Origin of the sequence: Micromonospora antibiotica, assembly GCF_017599305.1 — a bacterium.
In the GTDB taxonomy this organism is placed as follows: Bacteria; Actinomycetota; Actinomycetes; order Mycobacteriales; family Micromonosporaceae; genus Micromonospora; species Micromonospora antibiotica.
Genome location: NZ_JAGFWR010000020.1, coordinates 32,562 through 55,415, shown reverse-complemented (window position 1 = coordinate 55,415; position 22,854 = coordinate 32,562). Strand labels below are relative to the sequence as shown.

The 22,854-nt window shown below is 69.4% G+C and carries 19 protein-coding genes; 8 read left to right on the top strand and 11 right to left on the bottom strand.

What is annotated here, in order from left to right:
- Positions 1-90: 90 nt before the first annotated feature.
- Positions 91-648 (top strand): class IV adenylate cyclase, encoded by a 558-nt coding sequence (locus JQN83_RS25175; protein WP_244253161.1) that lies wholly within the window; start codon positions 91-93, stop codon positions 646-648.
- Here the strand turns inward: JQN83_RS25175 and tmk are convergent.
- From tmk to JQN83_RS25155, 4 genes are all read right to left on the bottom strand, one after another.
- Entirely contained in the window at positions 606-1,262 is a 657-nt protein-coding gene (gene tmk, locus JQN83_RS25170) for a dTMP kinase (RefSeq protein ID WP_208569633.1), read from the bottom strand. The genes JQN83_RS25175 and tmk overlap by 43 nt on opposite strands.
- Entirely contained in the window at positions 1,259-2,773 is a 1,515-nt protein-coding gene (locus tag JQN83_RS25165; RefSeq protein WP_372444125.1) for a B12-binding domain-containing radical SAM protein, read from the bottom strand. The genes tmk and JQN83_RS25165 overlap by 4 nt, the downstream gene beginning before the upstream one ends.
- Positions 2,706-2,990: a hypothetical protein gene (locus JQN83_RS33380; protein WP_244253160.1), complete on the bottom strand. Its 285-nt coding sequence runs from the start codon at positions 2,988-2,990 to the stop codon at positions 2,706-2,708. The genes JQN83_RS25165 and JQN83_RS33380 overlap by 68 nt, the downstream gene beginning before the upstream one ends.
- 660 nt (positions 2,991-3,650) lie before the next feature.
- Positions 3,651-6,719: a DEAD/DEAH box helicase gene (locus JQN83_RS25155; RefSeq protein ID WP_208569630.1), complete on the bottom strand. Its 3,069-nt coding sequence runs from the start codon at positions 6,717-6,719 to the stop codon at positions 3,651-3,653.
- Positions 6,720-6,904: 185 nt separating this feature from the next.
- On the opposite strand from JQN83_RS25155, the gene JQN83_RS25150 reads away from it, so the two are divergent.
- Together JQN83_RS25150 and JQN83_RS25145 are read left to right on the top strand one after the other, a co-directional pair.
- The gene (locus tag JQN83_RS25150; RefSeq protein WP_208569629.1) at positions 6,905-8,710 is read left to right on the top strand and encodes a GmrSD restriction endonuclease domain-containing protein; all 1,806 of its coding nucleotides are present in this window, start codon (positions 6,905-6,907) and stop codon (positions 8,708-8,710) included.
- Positions 8,707-9,726, top strand: a complete 1,020-nt coding sequence (locus JQN83_RS25145) for a CBS domain-containing protein (protein ID WP_208569628.1) — start codon at positions 8,707-8,709, stop codon at positions 9,724-9,726. Before JQN83_RS25150 ends, JQN83_RS25145 begins: the two co-directional genes overlap by 4 nt.
- Before the next feature lie 230 nt (positions 9,727-9,956).
- Here JQN83_RS25145 and JQN83_RS25140 read toward each other — a convergent pair whose 3' ends face one another.
- Both JQN83_RS25140 and JQN83_RS33375 read right to left on the bottom strand, forming a co-directional pair.
- On the bottom strand, positions 9,957-10,547 hold the full coding sequence (locus JQN83_RS25140) for a GNAT family N-acetyltransferase (protein WP_208569627.1): 591 nt from the start codon (positions 10,545-10,547) through the stop codon (positions 9,957-9,959).
- Complete coding sequence (locus JQN83_RS33375; RefSeq protein WP_307799686.1) at positions 10,547-12,058, bottom strand: helix-turn-helix domain-containing protein; 1,512 nt, start codon at positions 12,056-12,058, stop codon at positions 10,547-10,549. The genes JQN83_RS25140 and JQN83_RS33375 overlap by 1 nt, the downstream gene beginning before the upstream one ends.
- Before the next feature lie 168 nt (positions 12,059-12,226).
- On the opposite strand from JQN83_RS33375, the gene JQN83_RS25130 reads away from it, so the two are divergent.
- From JQN83_RS25130 to JQN83_RS25115, 5 genes are all read left to right on the top strand, one after another.
- The gene (locus JQN83_RS25130) at positions 12,227-12,688 is read left to right on the top strand and encodes a glycine-rich domain-containing protein (RefSeq protein ID WP_208569626.1); all 462 of its coding nucleotides are present in this window, start codon (positions 12,227-12,229) and stop codon (positions 12,686-12,688) included.
- A 62-nt stretch (positions 12,689-12,750) separates the two neighbouring features.
- Positions 12,751-13,566 carry a protein kinase family protein gene (locus tag JQN83_RS25125; protein WP_208569625.1) on the top strand — a complete coding sequence of 272 codons (816 nt, stop codon included), beginning with the start codon at positions 12,751-12,753 and terminating at the stop codon, positions 13,564-13,566.
- A gap of 292 nt (positions 13,567-13,858) precedes the next feature.
- Entirely contained in the window at positions 13,859-14,137 is a 279-nt protein-coding gene (locus JQN83_RS33370) for a globin family protein (protein WP_244253159.1), read from the top strand.
- Entirely contained in the window at positions 14,134-14,892 is a 759-nt protein-coding gene (locus tag JQN83_RS33365; protein WP_307799685.1) for an FAD-binding oxidoreductase, read from the top strand. Before JQN83_RS33370 ends, JQN83_RS33365 begins: the two co-directional genes overlap by 4 nt.
- A gap of 24 nt (positions 14,893-14,916) precedes the next feature.
- Positions 14,917-15,921, top strand: a complete 1,005-nt coding sequence (locus JQN83_RS25115) for a trypsin-like serine peptidase (protein WP_208569624.1) — start codon at positions 14,917-14,919, stop codon at positions 15,919-15,921.
- A gap of 188 nt (positions 15,922-16,109) precedes the next feature.
- Here JQN83_RS25115 and JQN83_RS25110 read toward each other — a convergent pair whose 3' ends face one another.
- The 5 genes from JQN83_RS25110 to JQN83_RS25090 are packed head-to-tail and all read right to left on the bottom strand — an operon-like array spanning position 16,110 to position 22,835.
- The gene (locus tag JQN83_RS25110; RefSeq protein ID WP_208569623.1) at positions 16,110-17,474 is read right to left on the bottom strand and encodes a hypothetical protein; all 1,365 of its coding nucleotides are present in this window, start codon (positions 17,472-17,474) and stop codon (positions 16,110-16,112) included.
- 3 nt (positions 17,475-17,477) lie between these two features.
- Positions 17,478-18,872: an OmpA family protein gene (locus JQN83_RS25105; protein WP_208569622.1), complete on the bottom strand. Its 1,395-nt coding sequence runs from the start codon at positions 18,870-18,872 to the stop codon at positions 17,478-17,480.
- Positions 18,869-19,693 carry a hypothetical protein gene (locus JQN83_RS25100; RefSeq protein ID WP_208569621.1) on the bottom strand — a complete coding sequence of 275 codons (825 nt, stop codon included), beginning with the start codon at positions 19,691-19,693 and terminating at the stop codon, positions 18,869-18,871. The genes JQN83_RS25105 and JQN83_RS25100 overlap by 4 nt, the downstream gene beginning before the upstream one ends.
- 11 nt (positions 19,694-19,704) lie before the next feature.
- Positions 19,705-22,020 (bottom strand): hypothetical protein, encoded by a 2,316-nt coding sequence (locus JQN83_RS25095; RefSeq protein ID WP_208569620.1) that lies wholly within the window; start codon positions 22,018-22,020, stop codon positions 19,705-19,707.
- Positions 22,017-22,835 (bottom strand): nucleotidyl cyclase domain-containing protein, encoded by an 819-nt coding sequence (locus JQN83_RS25090; protein WP_208569619.1) that lies wholly within the window; start codon positions 22,833-22,835, stop codon positions 22,017-22,019. The genes JQN83_RS25095 and JQN83_RS25090 overlap by 4 nt, the downstream gene beginning before the upstream one ends.
- Positions 22,836-22,854 lie beyond the last annotated feature (19 nt).

Here is a 22,854-nt window from a genome sequence, read left to right as displayed (position 1 = left end):
CGAGGCATGCCGCCCGGGTGTCGGACTGTTCGCGGGCCGCTGCCGTGATTGAGTGTCCGGTACGTGATCAACCGGATTTCTGGAGAGGCCATGTCGACCCTGCTGCGGGAGATCGAGGTCAAGTACCGGGTGACCGATCCGCCGGCGCTGACTCGTGCCCTGACTGCTCGGGGCGCCGTCTTTTCCGAGCCAGCCCGGCAGGATGACCAGGCGTACGCGGTCAACGGCTGGACCTACGGGCAGAGCAAGGTGGGTGCGGCGTTCGCTCGCCTGCGTACCGAGAACGGCCGGCACACCTTCTGCGTGAAGAAGCCCCTGGAGAACGAACTCGCCTGCGCGGAACACGAGACGGAAGTCGTGGAACGGGAGGCGATGCACGCGGCGATCCTGGCGATGGGTTTCTATCCGACGACGCGCATCGTGAAGACCAGGCGAACGGCCCGGATCGAGGACATGTTGCTCTGCCTCGATGAGGTCGACGGGCTCGGCTCGTTCTTCGAGATCGAGGTCCTGGTGGACGGTGCCCGGTCGGCGGTCGAGGTCCAGCGGGAGCTGGACCGGTTCGCCCACACGCTCGGTGTGGAGCTGGTACGTAGCACCGAGACCTACGACTCGCTGATGCGCGCCGCGTTACCGGTCGGTGGCTGAGTACCAGCCACAGTGAGCAGTGCTCGGACCGGTGACAGCAGTGCTGCTGCCACCTCCTCGGGTTGCTGTTCGCCGACGTCGTGCAGGTGCACCGGAAACCCGGCCTCTGCCAGTTCCTCCGCCACCTGGTCGTAGCGTTCCCGCTCGTGGTACCCCGCCTCCGGACCGCCGCGATGGAAGCGGCTGTGAATGCCGCGTGCGGCGGCTCTGGCGCGGGAACGGACCGGATCGCCGGTGAGGATGATGGTGAGATGCGGCCGATCGATGTGCTGATTGAGGGCCCAGATGTACGCCCCGTCCACTCCGTCGAGGCGTTGCAGCACCAACGAGGTGGCGAGATACCGGTCGCAGATGACGACCTTCCCGGCGGTAATCGCCGGACGGATCTCGGTGTCGAGGTGGTGGTAGCGGTCGGCGGCCACCAGACAGGCTAGCGTCAGCCCTCGGTACTCGTCCGTGCCGTGTCGGGCTGTCTCGCCCAGCGTGGTGTGGCTCGGTTCCTTGGTGCGGTGAACTTCCCACCCGTCCGCGGCCACCAGGCTGGCGAGCAACGCGACGGTGGTCGTCTTGCCCACGCCGCTCGGGCCGTCGATCACGATGAACCGACCGGTCATCGGGTGGACGACCGCTCATGTTGGGCACGCGCTAGATCGATCAGCCGACGTCGTACCTGGGGCAACGCGACCTCCCCGAATTGAAGGTTCACCGAGAAGTTGAATTCGTCGCGAGCACGCATCGCCTCGTCCAGTCCGTCGCCGGTCAGGTCGACAGCGGTGTAGTCGAGCAGGTCGGCCGGGTCGTACCGGCCGGTCGCCATCAGCCGCTGCCACTCGGGGGTGCCTGGATAGGGCCGGAACTCGAAGACGCTCGCCCGAAAGCTGCCCGGCAGGTGCTCGGTGAGGTCCCACAGCTCGTGGACGTGCCGGACGGTCGCTTCCAACTCGGCATGCGTCTCGGTGGGCAGGCCGAGGATGAAGTAGCCCTTGACGCTGATGCCCAGGCGAGTGAGTCGGTGTACGACCCTCCGCGTCAGTGCCGGCCCGATCCGCTTGCCGATGTAGCCGAGCAGACGTTCGCTGCCGGATTCGATGCCCAGTGCCACTTCACGGCAGCCATTGCTGGCGAGCGTCTCCAAAAGGGCGTCGCTGGTGCGGGCGAGGATGTTGATGCGACCGGTGGCGTCCCAGACGTACCGGTCGCCGATTCCGGCCTCGGTGAACGCCGTCATGCATCGGCGGATGAAGCGTTCGTGGCCCAGGAAGAGATCGTCCACGAATCGGAACGCCGTCACGCCGTAGCGGACGTTCAGAGCATCCATCTCGGCAATGATGTTCGCCGGATCGCGGGTGCGGATGGTGACGTCTGGGTTGGCGCTGACTGCCGCCCCGCAGAATGAACAGTCGTAAGGGCAGCCGCGTGCGCCCACCATGGCCGCCTCAAGCGGTCCATCGGTCGACCGGTACGGGTCAGCGGCGAAGAATCGACGGTCGACGAACGGCAGGGCGTCGATGTCGGGAGCCAGGTGCCATGCCGTGCCCGGCATGCCGCCCGTGACCGGGCTTCGCAGCACCGGATCCCGCCACATCACCCCGGGCAGCCGCACCCGGTTGCGGTGATCTTCGAGGAGTGCCGCTACCCGGGTTTCGCCCTCGCCGATGACCAGTGCTTCCAGCCGGGCGAACCGAGGGTCCTCGATCACGGCTTGTGGCATCGCCTTCGCCTGGTGCCCGCCGACCATGAGCTGGATCGCCGGGTCGAGTCCTGCGGCGATACGGGCGCTCAACTGGTAGGTCGGTGCCAGCAGATTGAAGCCCACCCAGCGGGGTGCGGCCTCGTTGATGATGTTCTGGATCTGGGCGATACCGAGACCCAGGGCTTCACCGTCGAGGACGCCCACGGTGAAGCCCTGGGCAGTGGCGTAGGTGGCGAGATAGCCCATGCCCAATACCGGCAGGGTGAAGTCGTTGACCCGGGGGCGGAGGGAGTAATCGCGGAGCGGAGCATTGACCAGCAGAAGGTCGATCGGTGTGCCGGGCGTGACGCCGAGGATGGGAGGGTCAGACAGCTCCGGCCTGCTGGGTGCCGTAGGCGAGGGTGAGGAGGGTGTAGGTGGCCAGGTTGTCACCGGTCACCCGCCGCCACTGCCGGCCGAAGGTCGGTTCGTCGTTGGCCCAGTGGTGGTGGGGGTTCGCATGTCGGGCCCAGGTGCGGACCGCCAGGTCGGCGTAAGGGTAGAGGGCCCAGTCGTTGCTCCAGTCGGCGACAGCGGCACCGGCACTCCACGGACCGATACCGGAGACGGTCTGGAGTTCCTTGGCCAGTACCGATGGTGAGAGGTCCATCCAGGACCGACCATGGGTGAGGAATGCCGTGGCAGCGTGCCGGAGTGGCTTGCGCTTGAACGACATACCACTGATGGTGAAGTCGTCATCGCTCAGAGTTATCACACGCTGGGCGGAGGGGAAAGTATGAAGGTCCGTCTCACCGGATAGTGCGATCACGTCTCCGAATCGGCGACAGAATTCCCGGTGCAACTTGCGGGCCTGCCCTGCACGGATCACCTGCCGGATGATCGCTGTCGCAACTGCCTCCCACAGGTCGGGGTTGCGTAGACGTGCTACTGATCCCATCTCGGCCAGGGGTGCGTGGATGGGCTCCGACTGAGGGCGCGGGGCCCTCGGGGCCGAGAAGACGTCCAAAGGGGGCGGGACCTGGTCGCCGCGTACCCGGGTCGTGGTGACCTGACGACCCTGGACCCGGACGATCCAGAACGACCCGGGGCCACAGGTCAGTACGCGTACCCTGCCAGCGCCTTCCGCGTGCCAGGAGGGATGGTCCGTCATGAGGAAGTCAAAGCTCACGGGGCCCCCGCCTGATTGTTCGTAGTCGATCCCGGGATTGTTTCACCGCGCTCGTTATGCCACCGCCCGGCTCGCCGGAGCCTGACCGGAAGACGGTGGTCCACTTTCGTGAGGGCTTGTGAACGGCTCGACTTCGCCCGCTCAGGCGGCGATGGTGCGGGCCGCCGCGTACAGGTCACCAGGCAGCGGGGTCGCCAGCTCCCAGACGATCCGCATCGGCCGTTCGCCGCTGTGCTGCTGGTAGGTCATCGGCCCGGCGTACAGGTAGGCCGGTGCGCCGAGGTCCCGGTCCGGCACCCGGGTCTCCCGCACGAACAGGTGCACCGTCGAGCCCAGCGCCGCGTGGTGGATGTACCGCTGCCCGGTAGGGGACGACTCCGAGGTGGTGCTCTGCGACTCCCACTGGAACAGCCGTTCGGTGATGGCCCGGTCGGCGTACATGGTGGTGGGGGAGTAGTGCTGCTCCGACTTGACCAGGGTGACGAAGAACAGGTCCGCCCGCTCGGCTTCCAACCATTTCACCCCTTCCCGCAGCGACCCGGGGTTGGTCATGCCGAACGCCGCGCACGCCTCGTTGCGGCTGTAGCGGGCGTGCACCCGCAGTACGCCGACGGGTGCGGTGACCCGGTGGATGCGCTCCCGCAGCACCTCGGCGACCTGGCGCAGTTCGGCGCAGCGGGCCGGTTCCGCCCACAGCTGTTCGAGGCGTTCCTCCCGGGCGGCCAGCGGCGCCTGCGGCCCCCACAGGTCGAAGTGCACCATGTTCCACAGCCGCCCGGCCGGCGGCGGGTCACCGGCGGCGACCCGGGCCAGCAGGTCGAGCCGGTCGACGTCGTCGAGGTGCAGCATCCGGCCGATGGCCCGGCCCAACTCGCGGTCGGCCGGGCCGGGGGCCGAGGTGTCCAGGCCGGCGAGCCGCCGCAGCCCGGTCCACCCGCCGACAGCGGCCGACCGGTAGACGTCCTCCACCTCCAGGCCGGTCTCCCGCAGGAACTCGGCGAGGCTCACGTCGCCGAGTTGCCGCAGCTCGGCCACCAGGCCCCTCTTTGACGTGGGCAACGCGGTGCGCAGGTTGTCGAGCACGATCTCCTTGGCGACCCGGTCGAGCTGCACGTGACAGCCGCTGGGTAGCGACGGGAAGTCCTGCTCGACGGCGGCTTTGACGGCCCGCCGGCTGACCCCGGTCAGCGCCCGCCAGCGCAGGTCGAACCGGAAGTTGGCGTGCTGCCCGCCGATGAAGTCGAGCACCGTCAGGCACGGCTTGTCGTCGTCGAGGCGCAGCCCACGGCCCAACTGCTGGAGGAAGATGGTGGCGCTTTCGGTGGGCCGCAGCATCAGGATCGTGTCGACCATCGGCAGGTCGACACCCTCGTTGAACAGGTCGACGGTGAACAGCACCCGCAGCTTGCCGGCCCGGAACTCCCGCAGCAGACCGTCGCGGTCCGTGCGGTCCAACCGCGAGGTCACCGCCGCCGACGGTACGCCGTGCCGGGTGAACCAGTCGGCCATGAACTCGGCGTGCCCGATGCCCACGCAGAACCCGAGCGCCCGCATCCGGGCGGTGTCCACGGTGTCCCGCACGGCCCCGAGGATGATCCGCGCCCGCGCGTCGTCACCGGTGTAGACCCCGTCGAGGTCCGCCAGGTCGTATCCCTGGCCGCGCCGCCACCGCAGGTGCGACAGGTCCGTGTCGTCGTGCACCCCGAAGTATTGGAACGGCGCGAGCAGTTGCCGCTCCAACGCCTCCCACAGGTGCAGCTCCACGGCCGCGCGGCCGTCGAACCACCGCCGCACATCGCCACCGTCAGCCCGGTCGGGCGTCGCGGTGAGCCCCAGCAGTACGCGCGGCGCGAGCCGCTCCAACAGCCGGGCGTACGTCGGCGCTTCCGCGTGGTGGAACTCGTCGACGATCACCATGTCGTACGCCTGCGGGTCGATCTCCCGCCTTTGCAGCGACTGGATGGAGGCGAAGACGTGCGTCCAGTGCGTCGGCACCTGCCCGCCCACCAGGGTTTCGCCGAAGCTGCCGTCGCCCATGACCTGCCGGAACGTCGACAGGCTCTGCCGCAGGATCTGCTCCTGGTGGGCGACGAACAGCAGCGAGTCGACCTGCCCGGCGCGGTGCAGCCGCCGGTAGTCCAGGGCGGCGACGACCGTCTTGCCGGTGCCGGTCGCCATCACCACCAGGTTGCGGTGCCGGCCGTGCACCTGCCGCTCCGCGTCCAGGTCGGCCAGGATCTCCGCCTGGTACGGGTACGGCCGCACGTCCAGGTTGGCGATCTGCGTCGGCGAGTCCTCGCGCCGTTCCCCGCGCAGCGCGCGGCGCAGCCGTTCGGCGTCCCGCCCGGCGTCGTAGGTCTCGAACGCCGGGTCGTTCCAGTAGTCCTCGAAGGTGGCGGTGAACGTGTCGATGACGTGCGGCTGCTCGACGTTCGAGATCCGGACGTTCCACTCCACCCCGTCGACCAGCGCGGCCTTCGACAGGTTGCTCGACCCGACGTACGCGGTGGTCAGCCCGTGGTGGCGGCGGAACAGCCACGCCTTGGCGTGTAGTCGGGTGGTCCTGGTCTCGTAGGAGACCTTGATGTCGGCCCCAAGTTCGGCGAGCCGGTCGAGGGCGCGTTGGTCGGTCGCGCCCAGGTAGGTGGTGGTGATGACGCGTAGCTTGCCGCCGCGCTGGATCAGCTCACGGATGGCGGGTTCGACGATCCGCAGGCCGTGCCACTTGATGAACGCGCAGAGCAGATCGACCCGCTCCGCCGACGCCATCTCGTGAGTGACCTCGTGGCCGATGCGGGGCTGGTGCCTGCCGTTGACCAGCAGCGCGCCGGTAGAAAGCGGGGTGGTGGGGCGCTGCGGGAAGGTCGGCTGCGCCGGGGGCGTGGGTGGGGCGGCGATGGCGTGCAGGAGGTTCTTGGCGTCGGCGATCTGGTCGTGCTGGTCGGTCGCGGCGGGGCTGAGGGTGGCGATGGCCTCGGCGATCCGGTTGGTCAACTCGACCTGGTGGCGGAGCTTGTCCTCGCCGTTGGGGACGGCTTGCAGGGCCCGGCTGACCAGGGCGGCGAGGTGCCGGGTGAGGGGGTGATGGGAGTCGGCGGGGTCCAGGGGCTGGTGCTGGACGTTGGCCGGATCCAGGGGCTGGAGAATGGCGGCGACATGGTGGGTGACCAGGTGTTCGTAGATCCCCATCGCAAGCCCGTCGTCGTCCATGAGGGTGGAGGTTAGCGTGTGTCAGCTCTGCCGACTTTCGCCGACTGCGCGGTGCCCCGAGTGTCGGCCGTGTGCCGCAGTCGATTCCCCAGGGGATTCTCCGTTGAGCTGACCTTGACCATCAGAGTGACGGTCGATAATCTGACCGGTTCGCTCTCACGATAGGTTCCCAGGGAGATCGCTCGATGGCGCTCGACAGTCCGAAGCTTCACGAACTCTTGAAAGATATCAAGTCGGGGGTGCTGCAGCTGCCAGACTTCCAACGCGAGTGGAAGTGGGATGACCAGCGCATCCGGGAGCTGATCGCCACGGTCACCCTTGACTATCCGCTCGGCGTTGTGATGACGCTCGAGACGGGTGGTAAGAAGCCCTTTCGTCCTCGTACCCTGACTGGTGCTGAGGCTGGCCGGGCGGTTGTGCCTGACCTTCTGCTACTGGACGGTCAGCAACGGCTCACCTCCCTGTTCCAGGCCCTGCACCTTGACCAACCGGTGCGGACCGTCGATGATCGCAACAAGGAGCTTGAGCGTTGGTATTACGTGGACATCGAACGGGCTGTGGGTTCATCCACCGACCGGGACGAGGCCATCGTTTCCGTACCGAAGGACCGTGTCCTCCGTTCGAACTTCGCTCGTACGATTAACCTCGATCTCAGTAGTCGATCGAAGGAATGCGGGGCGAGACATTTTCCACTGAGCGATGTTTTTAACAGCAACAAGGTTACCGAATGGCAGCGGGAATTCGTCATGCTGGACGACGCGAACTGGGAATTGTGGGCCAAGTTCGACCAGCGGATTCTCCACAACATCAGGTCGTTCCAGATTCCCATGATCAAGCTTGCTGCCTCGACCACCAAGGATGCCGTCTGTTCGGTGTTCGAGCGGGTCAACACCGGCGGCGTTCCGTTAAACGTGTTCGAACTGCTGACCGCCACCTATGCAGGCGACAGTCAATACGAGCAGAACCACGGCGACTACTACCGGTTGCCGGACGTGTGGCAGGACATCAAGCGGACCCTGGCCACCGCATACCCGGTCTTGGGGCGCCTGGAGCAGGGGGTCGACGATGGCTTGAGCACCAGCGATTTTCTGCAAGCCGTCACCCTAGTCAACACGTGGGAACGCAAGAGGACCAGGCCGAACATGGCCGTTTCATGTAAACGGCGCGACCTCCTGAACCTGCCGCTGGATGATTTCATTCGGCTTGCGCCCAGGGTGGCGAGTGCCTTCGGCTGGGTCGGGGGGTTCCTCAACGAGCAGTTCATCGTGCGGCAGGCCGACCTTCCCTACCGAACCCAACTCGTGCCCTTGGCGGCGGTGCGAGCGATTCTCGATGACCAGGCCGATGAGGTGGGCACCCGGGAACTGCTCACCCGCTGGTACTGGTGTGGGGTACTGGGTGAAATGTATGGTGGTGCGACTGAGAGTCGCTTCACCCGTGATGTCGAGCAACTCGTTGCCGCAGCGAAGGGTCAGTTGCTGAGCGTGCCCGACACCATCGCGGAAGCGGCCTTCCTGGCCGACCGTTTGGATACCCTGACCACCCGTAACAGCGCCGCCTACAAGGGCATTTTTGCGCTGCTCGTCAAGCAGGGTGCCGTCGACTGGTACCACAGCGAATCTCCTTTCACCCCGGGGTCGATCCTGCAGCATGCTGTCGATATTCGTCACGTTTTCCCGAAGCAGTGGCTGGCCCGGCATGCTCCCGGTGACTGGCGGGGCAATTCGATCGTGAACAAGACCCCTTTGTCCTACCGGGCGAGCAAGAGTCTGACGGGCTCGCCATCGGCCTACTTGCAGGTGCTTGCCAGGGAAACCGGCACGCGGCCCGAATGGTTCGATGACGTGGTCGCCACTCACGTGATCAATCCAGATTTGCTGCGTGAGGACGACTTTGACAAGTTCTATGACGACCGGTCGGCTAGACTGGTTGAGTTGGTCAATGAGGCCATGGGTAAGCAAACGGTCTTCCGTATCGAGGTGGACCGGTGAGTCTGTCTCTTCCAAGCCGTCAGGAACTGCTCGATCTCAAGGGGAAGACCATACGGGTTCCTGCCCTTCTGGAAATGTTCGGTGAGCGTGTCCGCAATTATCAGACCGTTCCCCTGATCCAGGAAGCGTTGCATGAGGTCGGCCTCGATACTCACCCCTCCTTCACTACCTGCGGACTCAAGACCGACATGCTGATCGTTCCTCAGGCGGCGGTGCCGTTCGTCGAGGAGGAAGCGGAAGAGGAGGTGCAGACAGGCACGCTGCCCCAGCAGCCACTTCGGATCGGCGACGTGCCTTCGGCTCGTGCGGGAATCGACTCGGTCACATCCAAGTCGTCGCTGCGTTCCGCTGTGTATACAATGCGCGTGAAGAACTATTCGCAGCTGCCGGTGATCGACGGGCTTGCCGATCTCAAGGGTGTCGTGACCTGGGACTCCATCACTGCGCGGTACGAGATCGGGGAGACTAGTCCCACGCTCGCGAAGTCCATGGTCCGTGATGGGATCCCCGTGGCGGAGGTTCACCAGGAACTCTTCACCCGCTTGCCCGAGATTCGGCGTCACGGATATTTGCTGGTGCGGGAAAACAGCGGCGTCTTCGTGGGGATAATAACCGGCTCTGACATCGCCAAGCGGTTCCACAACATTGCATTGCCGTTCTTCCTGGTCGGTGAGATCGAGTTCCGTCTCCGGAAGTGCCTGGGGCCCAAGCTTGCTGGCGATTCGGTCAAGAAGCTGAAGGGGGAAAGTCACTCGGGTGACTTCTCCAAGTTGATGTTTGGTGAGTATGTCAAGCTTCTGGACTGTGAGCAGGGGAACGGGAAGCAACGCCTTAATGCAGTCGAGAACTGGAAACTGCTGGGTTGGGGCGGCGTAGACAGATCCCAGTTCGTGGCTCAACTGGACAGGGTGAGAGTCATACGTAACCAGATTGCTCACTTTGACGAAAAAGCGCTCAGTGACCAACAGATCGACGAGTTGAAGGAGTTCTCGGGTCTGCTCAAGCAACTACTCTGACGAATCTGACCCGGCCGTACGGCAGCCGTGTCACGGCTGCCGCAGGGTGTCAGGGCCTGGCTCGCCGCTGGTCACGATGTCGCTCCCCGTGGCCAGCGGCCACCAGGTAGGGCGAAGGCCCTGCCTGGATGGGTCGCTGTCGTCCCGAGAATCGCTGTGAAACGACTCCATGCTTCCACCCAGATTCGGCTGCTGTGTCCCGAGCCGGTCGGCTCCGGGCAACCCGCCGGTCACGGGCGTGGGTTGCCCTGAGCGACCGGTGGCCACTCAGGCGAGCACACCTTGCGTGAGTCGTAGGTGAGAATGTCGAACAGTGGCGCGTCGGGCCAGCCGGGCCGAAGCCGGGTGACGGTCTGCCACCCCCAGGATCGGTAGGCGGCCTGGGCTGGGCCGTTGTCTGGCCGGGCGAGGAGCGTCATCCGCTCCTCATGCCGACTACCGAGAAGGTTGTCGTGCAACGTTCGCGCGACGCCTTGCCGCCGCCAAGCGGCCCGCACCAGCAGTTCGCAGATGGCAAAGGTGCGTTGCCCGTCCTCGTCGGTGAAGCCGGCCGGTACGGGCTCCTCAATGCCGTCCCACCATCGGGTGTCGGGTGCGAGCGGGAACCCGTACACGTAGCCGATCAACTCTTCGGCCAGCGTCGCGGTGATCAACACCCACCCTGCGCGCTGTCGATGCGCCGAAAGCTGGCGACGGTAGCGGTCCGCACTGTAGAAACCGCCGTCGCCCGCATGAGCCTCAAGGTAGAGGTCGATCAGTCGCTCGGTGATTCCTTCGGACTCGGCCGCGTCGTAACGGCGGAGGGTCAGCTGCTCGGTCATCAGACGGCCTCGCCGTCGAAGGCTTCGATGAAGTTCCGGACAGGAGTAGTCGGTCGAGTTACCTGACCCAACGTGGACCGGATGTCGGCCAGGTGCCGAGTCACGCGCCGGGAGTTCATCTGTTTCACCTCAGGAAGGAGGTCCAGCGCCATCAGTGCGGCCTCGTTGACGTCACCTTCCCGGTGGGTCGCCTCGGCCAGCCTTACGCGGTAGTAGACCTGGTTGCGCCGATGTGCGGGGGACGCGGTGGTGATGGCGTCGCGGAGCGCCTCGGCTGCTCGTCTCGGCTGGTCGAGTGCGAGGAACGACAGTGCTTCCAGACCCTGCACCTCTTGGAAGTTGACGAAGTGGATGAACTCCGGGTCGCTCTCGTGCGGGCCCCGTTCCAACTCTTGGCGTGCCTTGCGCATCTCGCGCTCGAACGCGCTGCGGTCCTGAAGCGCGGCGAATGCGCATGCCCGGCGGAGGTGCAGGAGTGTCCGTAGACGTGGGGTGGCCCAGCCGGCGGATATCCGCAGGGCGGCATCCGCGCAATGCAGCGACTCGGTTGGTTGGGAATCCCCGTTGAGAAGTGCTAGTTGCGCGAGCGCACGTACCTCGACCTGGGAATCGTCGGCGAGGCGTGCCCTGGTGATGGCATCGTTGAGATACGGACGCGCAGCTGCCCTGCGGCCGGCGTCGATCGCCAGCCAGGCCGTCTGGGCGGCAAGGTCGGCGAGCGATGCTTGGAGGGCTTCAGCGACGTCTCGGCTGTAGCGTGCCTTCGCGGCCCAGGATGAGAGGCGACCATGAACGTGGATGGCGATGTCGCATAGCTGATTGGCGCCGGCCACCGCGTCGGCCTGCCGGAACTCCTTCACCAACGAAGTGGCCAGGCGGACGTGTTCGAGGCCGATGGCCGGAGACTCGTCCGCGGGCGTGGCGAGGAAGCCCCACTCGCCCATGGAACCAAGTCCCGCCAAAGCTGCCAGCGTGTGGAACTGCCGGCGGTCCGTCGTGACCACCTCCTTCGTCGATGCCTCGGACGATGCTGGCGTCGCGGGCGGCCCCACGAGGTTTCCATGGTTGTGGCGATCCGGCTCTGGTAGGCCCGGCCAGCTGGCTGCTTGCCGGGACGGGTCGAGCCCTACGTCGGGCAGGCTGAACCACAGCAGGGCGTTCGGTATCCCGAGGATCTTCGCCCAGTGGGCCAGCCGATCCAGGTGTACCACCGGCGGTCCGTTCTCCACCCGACTCAGCTGGGCCTGCGTGATGCCCAGCCAGCCGGCCACCACGGTCTGCGACAGTGCCGTCCGCCCGTGGTACGGATGGAACCGGTATGCCCGGATGACCCGGCCCAGGTGACGCGATGCGAGCGCCTGCCGTACCGGCTCGTGATTCCAGAAGGACGCCGGCACCGCCGGAGGGGCACCCATCCGGTCGCGCTCGGCGGCCTGGCAGGGTGTGCACCGGCCGCTGTCGTTGTCGCGGGCCAGCCTTCCGCCGCACCTGGGGCAGTTGGTGTGTGTCACGGCAACCTCGCCAATCGCGGGCGGCTGTATCCGAAGTCGAGCCTACCCATTGAACCCGCTGCGTGGTCGGGTGGCATACGCAGCGCGTATATCGATGATGCTCGCACTGTCATCCGGGGGCGGCGTGGACCGGGCCAGCCTGGGCTGGACACCAACGGAAGGAGCGCCATGCTGTTGTCCAGCACGACCCGCGCCGGAAGGGAACTCGTCTCTGACGAGCTGTTCACCCGGCTGGCCCGTCGCATCGCCCAGGACCATCCCGAGATGTCCCCGGACCTCCCACCCAGGATCGTGGATCAGGCGCTGGCCTTCCTCGGGGCCTGCGCTGTCACCACGGCGCCGATCGGTCCCTCCGAGATGGTGGACATCGGATGGCACACGTTCATCCTGCACACCCGCGACTATGCCGACTTCTGCCAGCGGACCGCAGGCCGGTTCATCCACCATGAGCCGGAGCCCACCTCCGACGACCCGCCCCCGTCGTCGCCGGAGCCGATCGGTGCGCCGATCTCCCGCACCGTCTCTGCGATCGTCGCCGCCGGCTTCACGCTCGACCATCCGCTGTGGGCCGGTGTGGCGACCGAGTGCACGCAGTGCCACGCGGGCTGCACCGACAGTCCCACGCGGTGACGCGACGGTGAGGCGGCCCGGAGGCATAGGCTTCCGGGACCGCCTCACCGTCGGAGGCCCACATGCCACGCCGTCAGCCTTGGGAAGAGCTGCCCGACAGGGTTCGCGATGAGGTGTCCCGCCACGTCGGCCCGATCCGGTCGGCGGTGACGGTGCCGGCTGGCGCAAACTGCGACCTGGCCGTCACCCTGGACACCGCTGCCGGCATGTTCTTCTGCAAGGGCTGCCAGGTCGACGGACCGACCGATTGGCTCCACCGCAACGAGGCCAGGGTCAACAGGTGGCTCCCGCCCGCCGCGCCACGCCTGCGCTGGACCGTCGAGCAGTCCGGCTGGCTGCTGCTCGGCTTTGACCACGTCCCCGGCCGGCATCCCGATTTGGCTCCAGGCTCTCCAGACCTCGCACCGCTCGTCGATCTGCTGGCCGGGCTGGCGCATACGTTGACGCCTGCCCCTCCGGTGTCGATCCAGCGCTTCACCTACCGGTGGCGCGACCTGATCGTCCCCGAACTGGTCGACGGTGACACCCTCCTGCACACCGACATGACGCCACGGAACTTCCTGCTGGGTGACCGCCTACACCTGGTCGACTGGTCCAGTCCCGCCAGGGGCGCTGCCTGGATCGACGCCGCCTTTCTCGTGCTGCGGCTCGTCCGCGCGGGACATGATCCAGTCGACGCCGAGACGTGGGCAGCGCAGATCCCCGCCTTCGCGGCAGCCCCCGACGACGCGGTCACCGCATTCGCCGAGGCGCTCGTTCGGCTCTGGCATCGCAAGCAACGCACCGCCCCTCGCCCCCACCACCGTCCGCTCCTCGCCGCCGCCCGTCGCTGGTCGGCGTACCGATCCCGCCCCCCTGCGTATACCCATGGCGCATGACCGGCGCGAGTATCCAGGCATAGCCGGCTGGGGATCTTCGACCAGGGTTTGATGCATGGCCCGGGGTGGGTGCTGGGCTCCGGGGCGTGTCGACCCGTACGACGCGACCTCGTCCCCGCCCGCCCCGGCGCCCGTCACCCTCCCGCCGACGTACAGGGGCCGCAGACACCATGAACACCGCCGCAACAGCCCTCCCCGTCCCTGCCACCGATCAGGAGGAAGGAGCGCACACCCCGTACCCGTGCCTGCTGTCCGATCGTGCGCAGGTCACGCCCGAGGGCGGTGCGCAGGCATGACCCCGGAGGAGATCGTCCACCGCTGGTTGCGGTTGGTGACGGCGGATGCGGAGCTGTCGCCGTACCTCATCGGGGTGGATCGGGTCCGGCTGGCCGCGCACCTGACGGCGAGCGTGACCGCCGCGCTCGCCGGGGAACCGGCGGACGCCTGGGGTGGGCTCGGCCTGTCCGAGGAGCAGCATCGGCGCATCGGCGACTACCTGGTGGGGGTGTGCTGGGCGGCCGACCTGCCCGACGGGCGGATCGCCCAGGTGCGTCGGGCGGTGACCCGGTGAGCGCCGCCGAGTTGGGGGCCGGTGACGGCGTGCCGGCGAGGGTGATCGGTCACGACCGGCCGTGCCCCGGCATCGCCATCCTGACCCTGCGCCCCTGGGTGCGGTTGCCGCACCGCCCCGGCCAGGCGGTTCCCGTCGAGACCCCACGGCACCCCGGTCGCTGGCGGTGGTACTGCCCGGCCAACGCACCCCGCCCCGACGGCACCGTCGAGCTGCACGTCCGCGCCGTAGCCGCCGGCACCGTCTCGGGCAGCCTCGTCCACGAGGTACGCCCCGGCGAGCTGCTGCACCTCGGCCCGCCCCGCGACACCGGCCTGCACCTGCGCGGCGGCGACCTGCTGCTGGTGGCCGGTGGCACCGGGCTGGCCCCGCTGCGCGCCCTGGTCGAGCAGGTCGCCGCCGCCCCCGACGGCCGCCGGGTCACGCTGGTCGTCGGCGCACGCACCTTCGTCGAGCTGTACGACGCCATCGCCCTCGACAAGCTCCAGTGCGCCCACGACTGGCTGACCATCGTGCCCGCGTTCTCCCACGACCCGCACGCGGAGTCGGCCGGGCGGGGTGACGCGCTCACGATCGCCCTCGACCACCTGCGCCCCGACCAGGTCGTCTACGTCTGCGGACCGCCTCCGATGCTGGCGGGTTCGCGGCTGCGGCTGCTCGCCGCCGGTGTGCCCGCCGACCGCATCAACCTGCCGCACCGGATTCCGGCGTCAGACCGTGGAGCGGGAGGGATTTTTCCGCAAACGTCTTCCTGACATTCCGGTCCTACGTTCCCCGTCATGACATTGAAGCCAACCCCCGGTCTGCGTCGTCGCGTCGGCGTCGCGGGAGCGGTCACCGCGCTCGTGACGACGACTCTGACCGGGCTCGCTCAGCAGCCCGCCACCGCCACGCCCGGCCCCGTCGCCACCCACGCCGTGGCCGTCACCGCAGCCGAGCGGCAGGCGGTGCTGGCGTACTGGACGCCGCAGCGGATCGCGGATCTGAAGACCCCGTCGGCGCAGGTGCCGCCCGTGGCGAAGCCCGACGGCGCACCCTGGAAGCGGGCGGACGCCTTGTCACGCACCGTGGGCAGGCTCTTCTTCACCGACCACGGCGAGGACACCAGCTGCACGGCGACCGTGCTGGACAGCGCCAACCGCAGCACCGTGGTGACCGCCGCGCACTGCGTCAACAACACCGACCTCCTCGGTGAGGACAACCAGTGGTCGGCCAACGTGCTGTTCGTCCCCGGCTACCGGGACGGCCGGGCACCGTACGGCAGGTTCGTCGCCCGGCTGTCGGTGGTCTCCCCGACGTGGCTGCTCAACGACCAGATCGAGAGCCTCTACGACTCGTACGACCAGGCGTTCGTGGTGCTCCACCCGAACAGCGACGGACGCCGGGTGCAGGACGCGGTCGGCACCGCCCAGCGGATCGGCTACGACGTGCCCGGCGCGCGGGTGGTGCACCAGTTCGGCTACCCCCGGGCCAGCTCCGACGAGGCCCGCGAGGGGTTGCCCGAGTACACCGGTGAACGCCTCGCCTACTGCGCCGGCCCGGCGGTCGAGCAACAGTCCACCGAGGAGTGGCCGGAGCCGCCCGGCCAGTGGGGCACCGCGTGCGTGATGGGCGGCGGCTCCAGCGGTGGCCCACGCTTCGCGAACTTCGACCGGCACACCGGGCTCGGCACCGTCGTCGGCGACAACTCCCACGGCTACATCCCGGGGAAGCGTTACCTGGTGGGGCCGCAGTTCAGCACGCCGATCACCCGGCCCCTGTTCCAGCAGGCGCAACACAGCTGATCCGGTGCGGTGGCCGGCCGGCGGGACCGCTCCCGGCAGTGATCCGGATCCCGCACCAGGAGCGCGGCGTGCGGGGGCCGGGGGCGGTGGGCGGTGCGGCCGGGTCGGCCCGCCGCCCACGACCTGACGGACCTGTACCCGCCCCGGTGCCGGCGGGGCGCACCCCCCGCCGGCACCGGGAGTCACCGTCAGTGCTGACCGGTGGCCGGACCCCCATCAGTCGGGTCCGGCCAGGGATCGACGGTGGCGGCGTCGAGCTGCGCGTTGAGCTGCTCGGTCAGGGCCGTCTGCTCCGCGCTGAGCATTTCGGGCCGGTGCCGGTCGAGCAGGTCCTGCGTCACCCGCAGCGTCTCCAGCCGCAGCGACGGGCCGGCCAGCCCCGCGAACAGGGCGCGGGTCGACGCGTCGGTGTCCGCGGAGGTGACGAAGCCGGGGGCGACCATACCGGTGAGTCCGTGCCGGGCCCGCCCTTCGGCGATCTCGGTCCAGGCGTCGGTCACGTGCCGCCAGACGCCGGTCACCGCGTCCTCCACCGCCAGGTGCAGCTCCTGCCAGGCCTTCTCGTGCTCGGCCAGCTGCTTCTCCGATCTGGCCTTGAGCCGGTCGTAGCGTCGCGTGACGGCCCGTCGGCGCAGGCCCACCCGCTTCGCCCGGTCGGCGGCGGGGTTGTGCGCGCCGGCCTTGAACGCGATGGCCGACACGCTGAGCAGCACCAGCAGACCGACCAGCGGCCACTTGAGGTCGGATTGGTGCGGGTCCAGGTGGCTGCCACGCAGCTTCGCCCACAACGCCAGCACCCCGACCACCAGCGTGGCGAAGCCCACCGGCAGCACCCAGCTCGGCCAGGGCAGCTCGCCCGGCTGCCGCTCCTCGTCCTCCGGGCGCCACATCACGAAGACCCGGCGGAGCAGGATGCGCCAGCCCAGCTGTCCCCGCCAGCGCCGCCGTTCGGCCCTGGCCCGGTGCCGGAACAGCGGCACCCCCAGCCAGTAGCCGGCGAGGGTGAGCGCCATGAAGATCCCGGCCCCCGGCAGGAACGCCACCCAGTATTCGACGGACCCGCCGCTGTCGAGGGCGTCGCGGAACGACTCGGCGAGGAAGACCGTGTCGTAGACGGCGCTGAGCAGGATCACCGTCCACACGAACGCCGGATGCTGCCAGCCCGGACGGTACCGCCGGTCCTCGACGCCGTCGGCGGCGTGGTCCGACTCCACCAGTCGTTCCTGGCGTGCCGCCGCGCCGAGTTCCCGCTCGGCGAGCAGCACCTCCAGCCGGTGCAACCCCAGCTTCGCCCGGTGCCAGGCGTCGACCATCCGGTCGCCCGCCGTCTTCAACCGCTGGTGGTACGCCGTCAGCGCCTCCTCCGCGTCGGCCTTGGCCTGGACCAGGCGGGCCGACTCGGTGTGTGACAACTGGTCCGGCCGGTACGGCTCCGGCGTGGCGACCGGCTCGGCGAACCGGGTCGCGCCGAGGGTCAGCAGCGGGGGGCACTGCACTGAGGGGTAGCGGCGGCCGTTGCCGCTGTCGTGGTGGCGTACGAGATTGTCGGTCATCGCTCATCCGCTCTCTGTGCTGATCACGATTTCGACCCTTCGGTTGCGCTGCAGGCATTCCTCGTCCCAGGCGCCGCCCGGCCGCTGCTCGGTCAGGCAGATCCGGCCGGTCTCCCCGGCGCCCCTGGTGACCGGCGTGGGCAGCCCCAGGCCGTGCAGGACCGCCCCGACCGCTGCGGCCCGGCGTTCGGACAGGTCCTGGTTGTGGCGGTCGCTGCCCCGGGAGTCGGTGTAGCCGACGACCTCGACCCGGGTGACCCGGTCCTCGCCGATCTCCTTCCTGATCTGCCCGAGCCGGGCGATCCCGGCCGGCCCCACCTCGTCGGAGTCGGTGGCGAACAACGTGGCCGACGGCACCGGCCAGACGGTGCCGTCCGGCTCCGGCAGCGGCGGTCCCCCCTCGGGACGGAAACTGACCGGTGGGTCGGTGGGCGGCTGGCCGGCCCCGCCCCCCGTTCCCCCGGACCGCACGGGCACCGGGGCGGTGGAGACCTCGCAGGAGGCTGCCTGCGCCGCCGCGCAGAGCCGTCGCCAGTACTGCCGCAGCCAGGCCAGCTGCCCGGTCTCCGGAATCGGCTGGCCCTCGGCGGGATGCCCCACCCCGAGCATCACCAGGTGGTTTCCGGCCAGCTCGGTGGGCCATCCGGCGCGCGCCGGACAGTCCCGGACGGCGGCTTCGATCATTGCCGCCCCACCGGCCGGGGCCCGGCTGAGGTCGGTGCAGCCGACGGTGCCCAACCCGTCCGTGGCGATCACCACCGTCCGGCGGGCCTCGCCGGCGGGAGCGGTCTGTCCACTGGCGACACCCAACGCGCCCAACACGTCGGTGCCGTCGGTACGGGCCGGCATCCGCGCCGCCTGGGTGACCGACCTGCGCAGGCAGGACTTCGTCGCTTCGCGTTCCAGCCGCTGGTTGTTGGGTCGGGTGCTGGTGGGTGCGGTCGCCCGGTCGCGGATCGCCCAGGCGACGGTGGACGCTGAGCCGTCGAAGGCGCCGATGGAGACCACGTCCCCACGGTCGACGGCGGCAGCCACCTGGGCGTCCACCTCCGCCGCCCAGTCCGGTGCCGACCCGGCCCCCCGGGTGGACGCCGAGACGTCCAGCAGCACGGCCGTGCGGCCCACCCCGGTCGGGGCCGCAGACCCGGCGGGGGTCACGCACGGGTCCGGTGGCTCTTCCTCGCCGCCGCATCCGGCACCGAGGCTGAGCGCCGCGACGGTGACCGCCGCCAGCGTGACCCGGCCGAGCGCCGTGCCCCTGCTGTGCCCGCTGCCCCGGCCGGCCTTCCCGACCGGGCCGGACCCGTCGAGCATGCCCGGCCCGTCGAGCACGCCCGGCCCGTCGATGCGGTCGGGGCCGTGGACGCGGTCGGGGCCGTCGGTGGGGTCGGGCCTCATGACTCGGCCCCGGATTCGACCGCTGCGATCGGGAAGCCGCCCTCGTCGAGGTGCATCTGCCGGCGCAGCGTCTGCAGGGCCGCGTCGTAGGCGCTGGCGAACTCGTAGAGGCCGACGTTCTCGTGGTCCTTGCTGGCCTGACGCAGCACGTCGACCAGCTGCACCGCACTCGCCCGCCGGTGGTTGACCAGGCTGGTGACCACGGCCGAGACGGTCGGATCGGCGAGCTGCGCGGCGTACGCCACCATCGCGTCGTGGCCGAGGGTGTCGAACAGCTGCTGCCAGCGTCGCGCCACCTGCTCGAACCGGTCGGCGCGCAGCAGGGCCAGCGTGGTGTTCGCCTCGACGTCGAGTTTGCGCTGCTCGAACGGCAGCAGGTGGTCACGGACCCGGGGGTCGGGCAGCACCCGCACCTTGGCCCGGCACCGCACCATGCCGGCGGCGCCCCGGTAGCACCACTGCGGGTTGAGCGCCTCCTGGATCGCCTGCTCCGCCTCCACCGACTGGTAGGGCGAAAAGTTCCGCGCCACCTCCCAGATCCGCTCGCGGACGGTGTCCCGGGCGCTGGCGGTGAACTCACCCGCCTCGGCGACGAGGTCGTGGTAGGGCAGGAAGGCGGACCAGACCAGGGTGGTGTGTACCTGGAACTCGTAGACGTCACCCTGGCAGAGCGCGGTCAGCAGGGTGCTGTCGTCGGTCGGTTGGTAGGTGATCTCCTCGTCCCTGGTGACCTGCCCCCGTGGGGTGCCACGGAACCAGTCGACCAGCCGACGCCACAGACTGCGCCGGGCGACGGTACGGCCGGATGTCGGAATGCTCACGGGTTGCCTCCTCAGGTGGGCTGTGACGGATCGGTGGTGGCCCCGCCGACGGCGGCGGCGCCGGGCGGGGCGAGCAGGCGGCGGGCGGTGGCCGACTGCCGGGACCAGTCGCGCAGATAGAAGCGGCTGCGGCCGACCAGCCGGCCGACGAACACCGCGGAGAACAGGGCGACCAGCAGGTCGGCCAGCACCGGGTCCTCGTCGCCCAGTTGCAGCCACATGTGCAGCGTCTTCCAGGACCGGGGGGCGGTGGTCGGGTCGCCGAGCGCACCCCGCCAGAGCGCGGCCAGCTCAGCCGGCTCCGGGGTGAAGCCCTCGACGGCGGTGAGCAGCAGCGGCCACCCCTCGTGGGGGGCCGGACCGGCGAGCCGTCCCAGCAGGGTCATGCCCCGGGCGGCGTGCACCCGCAGCCGGTGCAGGTCCTCGTCGTTCCAGGCGACCAGCGTGCGCCAGGTCTCCTCGGGGGCGACGGGGTAGAGGTCCATCAGCGCCCGCGCCACCGAGGCGCTGCCGTTGAGGTCGTCCCGGCTGGCCAGGGTACGCAGCTCCCGCAGGGTGTCGGCGGGGGCGAGGCGGCCGATGCGGGTGCTGTAGACGCGGGCGGCGGTGTCGTGCAGCGCCGGGTTGGCGCTGCGTACCCAACTGAGCACCCGACCCTGGATGCGGGCGACGAGCCGGTCGTCGTACGCCGCGACGTGCAGCGCCCAGGCGGCGGCCTGCCGGCCGGTGCCCCGTTCGTCGGCCGCCCACTGCCGGAGCATCCCGTTGCAGACCTCGTCGAAGTCGTACGTGGCGAGCCAGCCGGTGATCTGTGCGGCCCGCCGCCGGACCTCGTCGCGGCGGGTGAAGACCAGCTCCTCCAACCAGACGAGCAGCGGCAACCGGACGCCGTCGAAGTCGTGCCACACCACGTCGAGGACGTCGAAGAGCAGGCGGGGATCGGCGAGCCGGGCCCGGCGGGGCTGCTCGCCGGTCTCGGCCGCCGCGAGGGGGGACTCGCCGCCCCAGGCGTGCAGCATCTGCTCGACGCCGCCGTCGAACACCACCCGGAGCGGCCGTTCGGCACCGCTCTCCACCGCCTGGAGGATTCCCAGCAACAACTCGCTGGCGTCGAAGACGTCAGCCAACGGGAGGTCGTGCAGGGCCGCGTAGGCGAGCTGGAACGCCTGCCGGCGCGGGGCGGCCTGCGGGTCCTCCAGGACCTTCTCCGCGCTGTCCTGCTTGAGCAGGCGGGCGACGACGTCGCGGCGACGGCGACGCAGTCCGCCCAGGGCGATGCCCAGCTCCTCGTCGACCCCGCTCCAGCCGGCCAGCGACTGGGCGAGTTCGACGGTCTGCCGGGGGCGGGGGTGCGCGGCCAGCTCGGTGGCGATCCCGTCGTGCGTCACGCACCGGTCGATGAACTCCTCCCAGCAGTCGCCGTCGCACGCGGCGTAGCTGTCGGCGCAGCCCCGCTGCCGCAGCAGCAGCCGCCGCAGGTGCCGGCGGAGCACGTTCTCCGGCGGCGGCGGGGTGTAGTCGACGGTGTGCTGGGCGAGGGTCGGGTCGGCGGTGTCGCCGTGTCCGTCGAGGATCACCACGTAGGCCGAGTCGGTGCGGGCGAGCAACTCGAAGGCGCGCAGGGTGCCGATCGTCACCGCCTCGCTGGCGGGCAGCTCCAGCACCGTGCCGTGGTCCTTGAGCAGCAGCCCCTCCTGCCGGGCCAGTTGGGTGAGGGTCACCTCGGGGTCTTCGATGCCGACCACCCGGTCGAGCCCGACGACGTGCCGCAGCATCAGCTCGGCGGTGGTCCGCCGACCGGTGCCGACGCCGCCGCGCAGGACGACGACCCGCTTGTCCCGGAGGCGTTCGAGGGCGTCGTCGAAGCAGGCCACCATCACCGAGGTGTGCTCCGCCTCGAGCAGTTCGGCTTGGGTGCGCTGGGACCGCAGGAGGGTGATCCGACGCCCGTCGGAGAGCTGGATGTTGATGAGCATGGCGTGGTCGCCGTAGACGGTCTGCCCGACGTTGGAGAAGACCGGGTCGGGCCCGGTGCCGCCGCGTACCGGGTCGTCGGCGTGGTGCCAGCTCTCGTCCTTGCCGCCGGAGTCGCCGGGGACGGGCTTCGCGCCGGACGCGCGGATCTGGTTCATCCGGTTGCGGGCGTCGCCCTGCCCGGGGCCGGACGGGTCCGGCGCCGGGGAGCGACCGGGCTGTTCGGCCGGGGCCGGCGCGGCGGCCTCACCGGGGTCGGGCGACGACTTCTCCTCCGTGACGGGGTGGTCCGGCGTGCCGTCGCTCGCCGCGGTGTTCTTCTCGTCGCCGTTGGCGGGCGGGTCGGTGGTCATGCCGATCCTCCTCCCTTGCTGATCGGACCGTGGTTGGTCACGGTCGCGTGGTCGCCGTAGACGATCTGTCCCACGTTGTCGCCCTGCTGGCGGGCGTCGTGGTTGCGGTGGAGGCCGGCGGCCTGCCGGGCCAGGCGGGCCAGGTCCCGTGGGTCGCCGGCCGGCGCGGACGCGGACCGGTCGGGGGTCTGCGCCGTCGCGGGCCCGTCGACCGCCGCGCTGACCGCCGGCGGCGGCTGGGACGGCAGGTGGAGCCAGGCGTTGGCCTGGAACGTCTTGTCCGGCACCACCGCGCGGACGGACCGGAACATCCACGACTCCATGCCGAGGGCGTTGACCGGTACGACCCGGCGGTAGACCTCGTCGGAGACGACCGCCACCACGGGCGCGGCCGGCACCGCGACCGCCGCCTCCCGGCTGGCGCCGCAGTCGCGCAGTCGGGCCGCGTCCACGATCGCGTCGCCGCCCCGGGGCACGCCTGCGGTGTCGACGCTCACGTCTCCGCAGTCGATGCCGACCCGCAGCCGGAGCAGGTGGTCGGGGTGCTTGTTGCGGTTGTGGTCGAGGATCTCCTGTCGCAGCTGGGGCAGCAGACCGGCGAGGACCCAGGCGATCGGCACGTCGGCCGGAACGAGGATGAGTTCCCCGTCGCCGCGCTCGCGACGGATCCAGCGACCCGGGTAGGGGCACCGGTGCTCGATCCGGCCGACTATCTGCTCCACCGTGGTCGCCAGATCGGACTGACGCGGGTATCCGCCCGCGCTGGAATTGACGATGTCCAACGAGACGACGGTCCAGTGTCGTGGAAGTTCCATGGCGATTGTTCGTCCTTTT